Genomic DNA, 12,547 nt, shown 5'->3' on the forward strand with positions numbered 1-12,547 from the left:
AATATATAAAGGCTTTGCTCCATGATTCATAGCCTGATTTACCTCTGCTCTGTTATCTAGTAATAGCTTTGCTACAGCGAGTTCACCATTTTCTGCTGCTACATATAAAGGCGTTTTGCCATCCATATGCGCTATATTTACATCTGCACTATTTTCTATTAATGCTTTTACTATATCACCACGCCTTTTTTGAGCTGCAATCCATAAAGGCGTTGCTCCATCATCTGTTCTAGCCTTATTTACCTCTGCACCAGCTGCAATAGCCTGTTCTACAGCGGTAATGTCGCCTTTTTTAACCGCATTAGAAAGCAGTGCGTCTAATGATATAGAAGAGCCATCATTCGTTACTTGAGATAGGCTAATAATTGGCTTTTTAGAAGTAGGGCTTAAATGATCATTACCTGTAAAATCTGCAGAAACTTTGGTTAAAGGTTTGTTTCTTTGTGTGTTAAATTCTGTTGCTCTTGCGCTTGCAAGCGCAGTTAATGCTAGCTTAAATATTTTCATAACACCCTAAATTTACAATTAATTAGATATTATAACATATTTTATGCTATTCGTGAAGTTACTTTATATAATATGAATAAAAAAGCGTATTTAATTAAAATAACTATTTAAAAAAATCTTTAAATTTATCAAACACTCCCTTAGCTGTTGGGGATAACTCCAAATCTTGATCTAATTCTGTAAGTAGAGATTTTTGTTTAGCCGTTAATTTATCTGGAATCTCAATATTTGCCGTTATATACATGTCGCCCTTTAAAGCTGAGTTCATCATAGGCATGCCTTCGTTTTTTAATCTAAATTTATTGCCATGTTGCGTTCCAGCTGGAATTCTTAATTCAAGTTTGCTACCTGAAATAGTTGGTATTTCAATAGAACCTCCAAGTGCTGCTGTTGTAAATTTAATTGGTATTGCGCATTTTATATTACTACCATCGCGTACAAAGAACTTATGATTTTTAATATTAACAAAAATATATAAGTCACCTGATCTTGCCCCTCTTAAACCTGCCTCTCCTTCATTTTCAAGTCTAATTCTTGTGCCATTATCAACACCTTTAGGTATTTTTACTTTTAGTTTTTTGTTTTGGTTCACTCGGCCTGAACCATGACATGTAATACATGGGTCTTTGATAATTTGCCCAGTGCCTCTACAATTAGAGCAGCTTTGCTCAACCACAAAAAAACCTTGTTGCGCTCTAACTCTACCTGTTCCTTTACATACTCCACAATTAGATGGACGAGACTTTGAGCTAGAACCAGTGGCGTCACATTTACCACATGCTTGGTTTACAGAAAAAGAAATTTCTTTTACTGAGCCTTTAAAAGCCTCCTCTAATGAAATTTCAATATTGTAACGCAAATCAGAGCCACTATTATCAACTTCGCTGGCTCTATTGTTTGATGACCCTGATGCTTCACTAAAGAAATCACTGAAAATGTCACTGAAATTCATGCCGCCGCCACCAAAGCCACCAGAAGATGATCCTCCAAAATTATTGGAATCAGTAGTACCATAATTATCGTACTGATTTCGTTTTTGGGGGTTCTTTAAGATCTCATAAGCATTATTAGCTTCTTTAAACTTTTTCTCCGCCGCTTTATCTCCAGGGTTTTTATCTGGATGAAATTTCATAGCTTGCTTGCGGTAGGCCTTTTTAATTTCAGCCTCCGAAGCATCTTTGCTAATTCCTAATATATTGTAATAATCTGTAGACATTAAGAATTTTTACGTTGTTGATCGTCATTATTGCCTGAATCATCTTCATCGACGGTTTTAAAGTCACCATCAACTACATTTTCATCGGCATCATTTGCTGCTTTAGGATCTGCATTATCTTCACCACTAGCTGAGGCAGCATTTTGCTCTTCTGCAGCTTGCTTATACATAATTTCACCTAACTTCATAGAAGCCTGAGTTAATTCTTCAGTTTTAGCTTTGATATCTTCAGCTTTTGGCTCGCTAGATTCTAATAATTCTTTTAATGAGGCTAGTTTATTCTCAATGTCAGATTTAGTATCAGCATCAACTTTGTCACCATGCTCTTTTAAAGATTTTTCAGTAGAATAAAGCAATGTGTCAGCTTGGTTTCTAGCTTCTACAGATTCTTTTTTGGCTTTGTCTTTATCAGCGTTAAGCTCAGCATCTTTAACCATTTTCTCAATATCTGCGTCAGATAAGCCACCAGATGCTTGAATAGTAATTTTTTGTTCCTTACCAGTAGCTTTGTCAGTAGCAGAAACATTTACAATACCATTTGCATCTATATCAAAAGATACTTCAATTTGAGGCATTCCTCTAGGCGCTGGTGCCACTCCTTCTAGATTAAATTGACCTAGTAATTTATTGTCACTAGCCATTCCTCTTTCTCCTTGGAAAACTCTAATTGTAACCGCAGTTTGATTATCTTCTGCAGTAGAGAAAACCTGGCTTTTGGTAGTTGGAATAGTAGTGTTTTTTTCGATGATTTTAGTCATAACTCCTCCCATAGTCTCAAGACCTAGTGATAATGGTGTTACATCTAATAATAATAAATCCTTAACATCACCTTGTAATACTCCAGCTTGAACCGCTGCACCTAAGGCTACTACTTCATCAGGGTTAACCCCTTTATGCGGTTCTTTACCAAAGAAATCTTGTACTTTCTCTTGTACTTTTGGCATTCTAGTCATACCACCAACTAAGATAACTTCCGCAATCTCATTTTTGTCAATTTCAGCATCTTGTAATGCTTTCTTGCATGGTTCTATAGTACGCAGAATTAATTCTTCAACTAGTTGCTCTAATTTAGCCCTAGTTAGTTTGATATTTAAATGCTTAGGACCAGTGCTATCTGCAGTTATATATGGTAAATTAATATCAGTTTCTTGTGATGATGACAATTCTATCTTAGCTTTTTCAGCTGCTTCTTTTAATCTTTGCAAAGCTAGAGGGTCTTGCTTTAAATCAAAGCCCTGCTCTTTTTTAAATTCATCAATTAAGTAATTTAAAATGCGCATATCGAAATCTTCACCACCTAAGAATGTATCACCATTAGTAGCTTTTACTTCAAATACACCATCACCAATTTCTAAAATGGAAACGTCAAATGTACCACCACCAAGGTCGTACACAACAATGGTTTTACCTTCATTTTTATCTAAGCCATAAGCTAATGCTGCGGCAGTAGGCTCATTTATGATTCTTTCAACATGGAGACCGGCTATTTTTCCAGCATCTTTTGTTGCTTGTCTTTGAGCGTCATTAAAGTAAGCAGGTACAGTGATTACCGCTTTCTCTACATTTTCACCTAAGAAACTTTCTGCAGTTTCTTTCATCTTTCTTAAGATACTCGCACTAATTTGGCTTGGTGAATGGTTTTTCTTTCTTGCTTCTACCCATGCATCACCATTAGGCGCTTTAACTATTTTGTATGGAACAATTTTTTGATCTTTTTCAGTTAATGGATCATCATAACGACGCCCGATTAATCTTTTAACTGCGAAGATTGTGTTTTCTGGATTAGTTACAGCTTGTCTTTTAGCTGGAGCTCCTACTAACTCTTCCTTATCTGTGAAAGCTACAATTGAAGGAGTAGTTCTAGCTCCTTCTGCATTTTCTATTATTTTGGGATCAGAACCATCCATTACTGCAATGCATGAATTTGTAGTTCCTAAATCAATTCCTATAATTTTAGCCATTATTTACCTGTTCGATTAAATGTTTGATAGTGATATAATTACTTAGTTATTAATTTCAAGGTTTTGTATTAATATTTTTTTATTATACATCACTTATATTAGTATTATGGAGCGGGTGAAGGGATTCGAACCCTCGACCTCAACCTTGGCAAGGTTGCGCTCTACCACTGAGCTACACCCGCGATGGGGTCATCAGAATATCTTCATTATTAGTAATAAGTCAATTATTTTCTCTATTTTCTTTGCATAAAGACGCTTGTTTTTTTAATTTTATTCAATTGCAATTTGCCAAAGAGCTTGATATCTTGGGGTTAATTACAATATTAAATTTTATGTTTAAAAAAATAGCCGCTTATCTTTTGGTCTCTGTAGTGACAGTAATTTTAACTTTGTCAGTATCAGGTGAAGCTAGTAAAAATAGTCTGCCTAATTTGCTTACGCGTAGTAACGACGTTAATCATGAGCAATTAATGAAGAAAATCATAAACATAACAAAGAAAAATTATGTTGAGGAAATAGAAGAGGATAAATTATATTATTCAGCATATGATGGCATGCTTAGATCTCTAGATCCTCATTCAGGCTTTCTAAATCCAGATGATTTCAAAGAAATGCATGTGCAAACTAGTGGTGAGTTTGGCGGAGTTGGCATTGAAATAACCATGGATCAAGGCTTATTAAAAGTGGTTTCCCCAATAGATGACACCCCCGCTTTCAAAGCTGGGCTCCAGCCAGCTGATTATATTACTATGATAAATAAGGAGTCAGTTAGAGACCTAAATATTAATCAAGCAGTACAAAGAATTAGAGGACCAAAGGGTAGTGATGTAGTGCTTACTATAGTGAGAAAAGGAGAAAGTGAACCACTTGATTTTACGCTAACCAGAGACACAATAAAAATAGCCTCAGTTAAATCTAAGCAAATTATTGATGATATTGGTTATTTTAGGGTTACTTCTTTTTCTAAAAATACTACAATCAATTTAGAGTCTCAATATAAAAAATTAGCCAGTAAAATGTCTACAAATTTGAAGGGCATAGTATTAGATTTGCGTAACAATCCTGGCGGCTTACTAGACCAAGCAATAGGTATAAGTGAGCTATTTCTGGATGGAGGTGTGGTAGTTTCAACTAAAGGCAGGCAGCGTAACTCCGAAGAAGTATTCAATGCCTCTAGTGGAGATATTACCAAAGGTTTACCCATAGTTGTATTAATCAATCAGGGCTCAGCTTCTGCATCAGAAATAGTTTCAGGCGCGCTGCAAGATCACAAAAGAGCTGTGGTAATGGGTGTAAAATCTTTCGGAAAAGGCTCAGTGCAAACCGTAGTTCCACTTGGTACAAATTTGGGTATGCGCATTACCACTTCTAAATATTATACCCCGTCAGGCAATTCAATACAGGCTAAGGGCATAATTCCAGATATAGAAGTAGAGCAAACAAAAATTAAGATAAATGACAATGAATATATTTCTGAAGCTAATTTAAAAGGACATTTAGCAGAGCAAAAAAGTAAAGATGAAGCTAGAACTAATCAAGAAAAGCTAAATGAGCTTTATGAAGAAGATTATCAATTAGCCAGAGCTGTAGATTTATTACATGCTTTATCTGTACTTAAATAAGTGATTGTTTTAAGAAAAGACAATCCCTATAAAGGGGCCATTACGTTAGCAACAATATGTTTATTAATTATAAGCTATTTTATCTTTCAGCTTTTCATAGGTAAGTATAATATGCTCTCCACAAACAAGAAAAAAGCAGAGCTACAAGGGCTTATTAATGAATATGAGCTTAATAAAGCAGATTTAATATTATATGAACAAAAAATTAAAGCGTTAGACCATAAGAATATTGATGAAGATGTGCTGGAAGGAGAAATGAAAAAGCAGCTTTATTACACAAAGACAAATGAAATAATGATTATTCTGCCAAGCAAGAAGTAGCTCTACAAACTAAAAGCCAACTCCTTATCATATTCTATTAAAAAATTATGCTTTTTTAACCATTCTACCTCTGTTTTATAATTAGGGCAGAATTTTTCTACTAATTGCCAGAAATTTTTCGAGTGGTTCATTTCTTTTAAATGGCATAACTCATGTATGATAACGTAATCAAGGACAGTTTTTTTAGTATAAAGTAGGTTCATGCATAAGCTAATATTTTTAGTAGCAGAGCAACTACCCCACTGAGAAGTAGTTTGCTTTAATATGATTTTACACGGGCTTAATTTAGTGAGTTTAATTAATTCTGTGGTTCTAGCTAAAATATATTTGTGAGCAAAATTTTGCTGCCACTTAGAAAATAAAAACTTAATTTCTAAAGAGCTTAATTGTTTGTTGTAATAAAATTCTAATTGTTGATCTGGTGTTAGAGAAAAATAATTCTGTTTAGCTGGATAAAAATTGATGAGTTGCTTTTGACCAAAAAGATATAGCTCATTACGCTTTAATTCTTGGTTTTTTGTTGTCACTATTTTATTTTGAATCCACTTAGCTTTTTTGTTCAGCAAGTCATTTATAGTAAAATAAGTAGTGCCAATTGGCGCAAGTACCGTAACTTGATTATTTGCTATTTTTAATGCTATAGAGTTTTTACGCTTAGTATATTTGATGTTAAAAGGGTGATTCATTATTGATTTGCCCTAAAACTATCTCTGACACCCTCTCCAATAAAAATAATTAGAGTTAAAATAGAGGTTAAGGTAAAAAAGCTAGATAAGCTCAGCCAGATAGCTTCGGGGTTATTTTTGCCTTGTGCTAATAATTCGCCAAGTGAGGCCGTTCCTGCTGGCATGCCAAAACCCAAAAAATCAAGTGCTGTTAATGAAACAATAGAACTACTTAAAATAAAAGGCAAAAAAGTGATGCTAGCAACTAAAGCATTTGGTAATATATGTTTGAAAATAATCCTAAGCTCACTTACGCCAAAAGCTTTAGCTGCCAAAACATATTCTAATTTTCGAGCTTTTAAAAACTCAGCTCTAACTGGAGCTACTAAGCCCATCCAACTAAATAGAAGCATAATAAATAAAAGCCACCAAAAACTGGCCTCTATAAAATTTGCTAAAATTATTAAGATAAATATAACGGGCATACTAGCCCAAACCTCAATAATTCTTTGTGAGAATAAATCAAACTTTCCACCCAAATAACCAGATAATGCCCCTATAAAGATGCCAATAACTGAGCTAATGATAGTTAACAAAAAACCAAAAATTAATGATATTCTAAGCCCATAAACTAAACGTGCAAGCACATCCCTTGCCTGATCATCAGTACCCAAAATATTATGCTTATCTGGCTTTGATGGAGCTGGGGAAGCTAATTGGTAATTAATAGTATCGTAATTATATGTGAAAAATGGAGAAATAAAATACCCATTTTTTTTAATTAAACTTTGCACATAATCATCCTGATAATCTGCTTCACTACTAAAGTCACCACCAAATTCAGTTTCAGCATATTTAGTGAAAATGGGAAAATAATATGAATTATCGTATTTGACTAAAATGGGCTTGTCATTTGAGATAAAATCAAAAGAAATAGAAAATAAGCAGATAAAGACAAAAATTATGTACGAGTAATATGCTCGCTTATTTTCTTTAAATTTTAGCCATTTTGTTTTTTGCATAGCTAAGATTAAAGATTTCTATAAGTTATTAAAACAGAAATGTTGAAGTTAGAATTTTATAATTTTAACTTCAGTTACACTATCCATTTTTGATATTTGCTCAATGTCAGCGCTGCTAATTTTTTGATCAATTGCAATTAAGGCAATAGCAGAGCTAGCTTTACTTAATTCTCTGCCTAAGTGAAAATTTGCAATATTAATTTTTTTGTCACCTAGAAACTTACCCAGATCTCCAATCAAACCTGGCTTGTCCTCATTCTTAACGAATAAGAGATTTGGTGATAAATTAGCTTCTAATTTTACTTGATTAACAGAAACTATTCTTGGTTCGTTCTGAAACAAAGTACCAGCAATGTGAGTTGTGCTATCTTCACCAATAATATCTATGTTTAGAAATGTTGCATAGTCAGATTTTTCATTGCTAACTACATCTTCTACTTTAATAGATTTTCTTGCTGCCATTTTAGTGCAGTTAACAATATTAACCCCTTCCATAACCGGCGTTAAGATGCTTTTTAAAGTAACTGCAGTAATAGGCTTGGTATTTAACTTTGTAACTTTACCCTGATAAGATATTTTGATCTCTCTAATACGGTCATCTGAAATTTGCCCAATGAAGCTTCCTAATATCTCGCCTAATTTTAAATATGGATTAAGTGCTTTAGCATCTTCTGGTGAAACAGATGGAATATTTAGAGAATTTTCTATAATATTATGATTTAGATAGTTAGAAATCTGTTCCGCAACCTGCACAGCAACATTAACTTGCGCTTCATTGGTTGATGCTCCTAAATGTGGCGTGCAAATTAAGTTGTCATGGCCAAAAAGAACATTTTTTTTAGCGGGCTCGTTTTCAAACACATCTAAAGCCGCAGCAGCTACCTTACCACTATCCAAAGATTCTTTTAAATCAGCTTCATTAACCAAGCCTCCTCTAGCGCAATTAACGATGAAAACTCCATCTTTCATTTTGGCAATATTATTAGCATTAATAATATTCTTGGTAGATTCAATAAGGGGTACATGTAGTGTTATAAAATCCGCCTGCGCAAATAACTCATCTAATTCAGCTTTTTTAATACCTAATTCACTAGCTCTTATATTGGTTAAATAAGGGTCATAGCCCACAACTTTCATTTGCAAACCAAGAGCCTTTTTTATAACAATTGATCCAATGTTACCACAGCCAATTACACCCAGGGTTTTACCCGTTAGCTCTGTACCCATAAATTTAGATTTTTCCCATTTACCTGCGTGAGTTGATGAGTTTGCTTGAGGGATTTGCCTTGCTATAGCAAACATCATAGCTATCGCATGCTCTGCTGTGGTAGTAGAATTACCAAAAGGCGTATTCATCACTATAACACCATGATCAGTTGCAGCATTTTGATCTATATTATCAACACCTATTCCTGCTCTAGCTATTACTTTTAATTTTTTAGCATGAGCTAATATTTCTGCATTAACTTTGGTAGATGACCTAATTGCTAATCCATCATAATTTCCTATTATTTTGCATAACTCGTTGGCATCTAGTCCAGTTATAACATCAACATCAATATTTTTTTCCTTAAAGATTTTTTCTGCTAAGGGGGACATTTTATCTGAGATTAAAACTTTGGGCATTGCTTACTATTTGTTTTTGGTTTATTAGCTTGCTATTATAGTAATAGCTTTGTTAAATATAAAGCAATTTCGATCAACTTAAATGTCTTTTTTAAATATAAGGTTAATTTTGTTACAAAGAATATTTTCCATATTATTAACATTTTCTATATTTGTATCTTGTACTAAACCAGAGCGAAGCTTTTTTACTATGCAATCTGGTGATTTTAATAAAGATTGTGCAAGCTTAACTACTGAGCAAGCAAGTCTTGAGCTGCAAATAGAAAGATATAGAAATAAACAAAAACTGAAAGTAGTAAAAAATTCTGGCTTGTTTTTGATAGCAATCTTTCAGGCTGGTTTGTCTTTATTATTTCTTGATTTTAAGGGTGATGAAGAGGAGCAGATCAATATTCTCAAGCGAAGAATTGAGCATTTGAAAAAAATTAAGGAAATAAGATGCTAAGTTTAGAGCTTTCTAAATTTAGCAACTCCATTTACAGTTATGTCAAATAACATAAAATAACCTAAATTAAGATTTTGCTGATCAAGAGGAACTAGTTCAGAAGTAAGTAAGTTTTGGTTAAATTGATCAAGAGAACTAAACTTAGAATCAGAAAGGTTTTTTTCAAGAGGAAAGTAAATTTTGGTAGTAAAATTTTGAAAATCTGGATGTTTTATTTGAATATTTAAGTTAGGAGTGGTTAAAGCATGTTGTTTGTAAAGAGACTCTTCATTTGGGAAGATTGTAATAAAAGAAAAATTGCCAGAATTATCTGCAACTGCCGTGCCATTACCAATAAAATATTTATCTTTATGTGCACCACTACCATATGCATCAACTTGCCAAAGATTAATTACGGCACCAGCTACAGGGGTGCAATTAATATCCTTAATTTGGCCCTTAATGTATAAAATATCTCCTGCCGAAATCTCAGGTGAGTTAAAATATCTTCTTAAATTATTATTTAGTTGAAATTTTGTAGGTATATTAGCTTCCTTATGCTTCAAAGTTGGTGTCACTGGGCAAGCTATTTTTGCCTGAGTTTTTAAATCTAATATGTTAAAGAACTCTATTTTTTTAGGTTCTTTGGCAATAATAAGTGGAGACTCTTTGGTAGTAATTGGTTGTTGCTCTTTTTTGACAGTCTTTTCAATTGTTTCCTTTGTGAGATTAGGCTCTACTTTTAAGTTGATGCTGGTACTTTTGGGTGGTTTTTCAACAATATTTTTTTTCTCAATGTTGAGGTTGTCATAATTAAAAATAGTTTCCTCATCATTGTTTAAAGAGGGAATCAATGCATCTTTGGCTTTTAAGTTAGTTGCTAATATAACCAAAAATAATATAGAAGTAATTACAGTCTTTATTGTTGCCATTTTCTTTATCTTTTTTGTGCAAAAAAATCTTTTAATAGTTTTTTCGCTTCCATTTCCTTCATACCATAATAATATTCTACTTTGTGATGACAAGCATTTGTTGAAAAATATTTCAAATTACTGACCACGCCTCCATATTTATTGTCACTTGCCGCAAAATATAAGCGTTTTATTCGAGCTTTTGCAATAGCGGATGCACACATCACACATGGCTCTAAAGTGCAATATAAATCATAATCATCTAACCTTGAAACTTTCAACTTTTGGCACGCTTCTTGTATCACATTCAGCTCAGCATGGGCTATGGGGTTGTTTAGGGTTTTTACTTTATTGTAAGATTGCGCTATAACTTCCTTAGTTTTGTAATGTGCAATTACTGCTCCTACTGGTACTTCGTCACAATTAAAGGCTATTTGTGCTTGCTTAAGGGCCAAATCAATATGATTTATAAATACCGAATTCATTTACTAGATTTTTCGCAAGAAAGAAGTAACTTTTTTTACACCTTTCACTGTTGCTGCTGCTTTTGCTGCTTTTTTCACCTCATTCTCTGTCGTTACATTACCTATTAGATAAACATTCTGATTATATACTTCAACATTAATATTGAAGGCTTTTATATCTTTTTTTAACATGAATTTGCTTTTTACTTTGCTAGCTAAATAATAATCAGTGATGATTTTTCGCTTAGTTTGGCCTTTTATAGAAGTTTCATTAATTAACTCTTTCACTCCATCTATTTGCCAAATATTATCTGATATTTGTGTAAGGTTATTTTGTTTATTTAAAGTTCCAGTAAGTAGAACTCTGCCCTGATACACATTAAAATATAGGTTGCTGCTTAATTCCTTATTTTTATGAAGTTTGATTTTTTTGGTTAATTGTGCACTTATCTTAGCGTCTATTAGGCTGTCTTCAACTGGTTTAGTTCGTGTTATTAAATAAGCAGAGCCAAAACTGGTGATTGCTATGGTTTCAACGCAAGAAATTAAATAAAGAGGTAGTAGTAAGATAAAAATTTTTTTCATATATTTACTATAAAAAAAAAATCAATTAAGTCAAATTACTATTCTATGATAATAATATTATTACAGGCCCTAAAATTGCAAATTCGTAAATCATATGCTATAAACATATTAAAATATATTAGCGTTAAATGTACAAAGACCTTGAAGATATAACCAGTCCAGAAAAAATGCGCAAGGCTGCGTTAGGGCGAAAAGTATCTCTAGCAATTTTACTGTTATTAAGAGGCGTACCTTTTAATTTGCAGAATTTGCTACATCAACGACAAGCTGTTATGATTTTAGCGTATTTGATGAAAAAACCTCCAGGGGTAGAGAAAACTCGTATGGAAATGCTGAAGAGTATGATAAGTCTTGTAGAAGCGCAGAACCCTGGCTTTACTCTTAAGATGGTTAATGCTCTAGAGAAGGCCATTAGTGCCATGAAAGAAAACGTTCAATCTGGAGGTGCAGGCTCTTTAACAAGTCCAGATGGTATTTCAGTTATTATAGGACGCTTTACAGGAGAGCTAGATCATATTTTGCAAAAAGACCCATTACAACAAAAAAAACATGAGCCATTAGCGAGGTTAACGTCTGAATTAGAGAGCTTGTTTTTGAGTGACCTAAAATATAACAAAATAGATGAACCAGTTAATAACGAGCCAAGATCTATAGATGCTATAACTAGTAAAGTTATCACTTTGGTAGGTGGTACACAAGAAAGGCCTAGAATAAGTGCAGTAGAAAAGTTACTTGATATGGCTCAGAAAGCTGGCTTACTGCCCGATTTCATTAAAGTTACAATTAATGAGAAGGGCAATAAATTGTGGCAAATAAAAGGTGAAATGATTGGCATGTCGGAGAAAGATTTTGTAAATCTGCAGGATTTAAGTCAAGAGCAACTACAGACTGTAAGTAGTAAATTAGCAGAAGTAACTCAAGGTAAAAAAGGCTTTGTGGCAGCAGAATTATCCCGCAGATTGGATGCTAATTTACTAGAGGGAATGCAGAGATAAATATCTTAACAGTTTCTAAATTTTGTATTTTATAAATGCAGGATAAAAAAACACTTCAGATTATATAGCTAGTAAGGGTAGGGATTTAGCATATAGTTTTTTTACTTTAACTATATTTTATCTGCCATTAGGCTGCGGTTCTCTTGCTTCTTCTCGTGCTCTTTGCTCAGCTAGTCTTGCAACATGAGATAGATCTTGGGGGCTTGCTGCTGTGCTTGCTTCAGCTTG

The 12,547-nt window shown here is 33.5% G+C and carries 13 protein-coding genes and 1 tRNA gene; 4 read left to right on the forward strand and 10 right to left on the reverse strand.

From position 1 onward, the window contains the following. From HOH73_02630 to HOH73_02645, 4 genes are all read right to left on the reverse strand, one after another. A partial coding sequence (locus HOH73_02630) for an ankyrin repeat domain-containing protein (protein ID MBT5827755.1) occupies positions 1-507 on the reverse strand: 507 nt, incomplete at its 3' end. A gap of 103 nt (positions 508-610) precedes the next feature. After that, positions 611-1,723 carry a molecular chaperone DnaJ gene (gene dnaJ, locus HOH73_02635; GenBank protein MBT5827756.1) on the reverse strand — a complete coding sequence of 371 codons (1,113 nt, stop codon included), beginning with the start codon at positions 1,721-1,723 and terminating at the stop codon, positions 611-613. Continuing rightward, positions 1,723-3,684: a molecular chaperone DnaK gene (gene dnaK, locus HOH73_02640; protein ID MBT5827757.1), complete on the reverse strand. Its 1,962-nt coding sequence runs from the start codon at positions 3,682-3,684 to the stop codon at positions 1,723-1,725. The genes dnaJ and dnaK overlap by 1 nt, the downstream gene beginning before the upstream one ends. 107 nt (positions 3,685-3,791) lie before the next feature. Further along, positions 3,792-3,866, reverse strand: a tRNA-Gly gene (locus tag HOH73_02645). A gap of 150 nt (positions 3,867-4,016) precedes the next feature. On the opposite strand from HOH73_02645, the gene HOH73_02650 reads away from it, so the two are divergent. After that, positions 4,017-5,306, forward strand: a complete 1,290-nt coding sequence (locus HOH73_02650) for a S41 family peptidase (protein ID MBT5827758.1) — start codon at positions 4,017-4,019, stop codon at positions 5,304-5,306. Further along, entirely contained in the window at positions 5,307-5,627 is a 321-nt protein-coding gene (locus tag HOH73_02655; GenBank protein MBT5827759.1) for a hypothetical protein, read from the forward strand. A 2-nt stretch (positions 5,628-5,629) separates the two neighbouring features. On the opposite strand, the gene HOH73_02660 is transcribed toward HOH73_02655, so the two are convergent. From HOH73_02660 to HOH73_02670, 3 genes are read right to left on the reverse strand one after another with little or no spacing between them, the layout of a single operon-like run. Then, positions 5,630-6,313, reverse strand: coding sequence for a M48 family metallopeptidase (locus tag HOH73_02660; GenBank protein MBT5827760.1), 684 nt, complete (start codon positions 6,311-6,313; stop codon positions 5,630-5,632). Beyond that, positions 6,313-7,314: an ABC transporter permease gene (locus HOH73_02665; GenBank protein MBT5827761.1), complete on the reverse strand. Its 1,002-nt coding sequence runs from the start codon at positions 7,312-7,314 to the stop codon at positions 6,313-6,315. Before HOH73_02665 ends, HOH73_02660 begins: the two co-directional genes overlap by 1 nt. A gap of 48 nt (positions 7,315-7,362) precedes the next feature. Further along, positions 7,363-8,940, reverse strand: a complete 1,578-nt coding sequence (locus tag HOH73_02670; GenBank protein ID MBT5827762.1) for a phosphoglycerate dehydrogenase — start codon at positions 8,938-8,940, stop codon at positions 7,363-7,365. 82 nt (positions 8,941-9,022) lie between these two features. Between HOH73_02670 and HOH73_02675 the strand changes: the two genes are divergently transcribed. Further along, positions 9,023-9,385, forward strand: coding sequence for a hypothetical protein (locus tag HOH73_02675; GenBank protein MBT5827763.1), 363 nt, complete (start codon positions 9,023-9,025; stop codon positions 9,383-9,385). Between the two features lie 2 nt (positions 9,386-9,387). Here HOH73_02675 and HOH73_02680 read toward each other — a convergent pair whose 3' ends face one another. Genes HOH73_02680 through HOH73_02690 form a run of 3 tightly spaced genes read right to left on the reverse strand, consistent with a single transcriptional unit; the run spans position 9,388 to position 11,324 of the window. Further along, the gene (locus tag HOH73_02680; GenBank protein MBT5827764.1) at positions 9,388-10,296 is read right to left on the reverse strand and encodes a hypothetical protein; all 909 of its coding nucleotides are present in this window, start codon (positions 10,294-10,296) and stop codon (positions 9,388-9,390) included. A 5-nt stretch (positions 10,297-10,301) separates the two neighbouring features. After that, positions 10,302-10,760 carry a nucleoside deaminase gene (locus tag HOH73_02685; protein MBT5827765.1) on the reverse strand — a complete coding sequence of 153 codons (459 nt, stop codon included), beginning with the start codon at positions 10,758-10,760 and terminating at the stop codon, positions 10,302-10,304. 3 nt (positions 10,761-10,763) lie between these two features. Beyond that, positions 10,764-11,324: a BON domain-containing protein gene (locus HOH73_02690; GenBank protein MBT5827766.1), complete on the reverse strand. Its 561-nt coding sequence runs from the start codon at positions 11,322-11,324 to the stop codon at positions 10,764-10,766. Positions 11,325-11,452: 128 nt separating this feature from the next. Here HOH73_02690 and HOH73_02695 point away from each other — a divergent pair, with 128 nt between their 5' ends. Then, entirely contained in the window at positions 11,453-12,319 is an 867-nt protein-coding gene (locus HOH73_02695) for a hypothetical protein (GenBank protein ID MBT5827767.1), read from the forward strand. Positions 12,320-12,547: the final 228 nt, after the last annotated feature.

Source organism: Alphaproteobacteria bacterium, assembly GCA_018667735.1.
In the GTDB taxonomy this organism is placed as follows: Bacteria; Pseudomonadota; Alphaproteobacteria; order Rickettsiales; family JABIRX01; genus JABIRX01.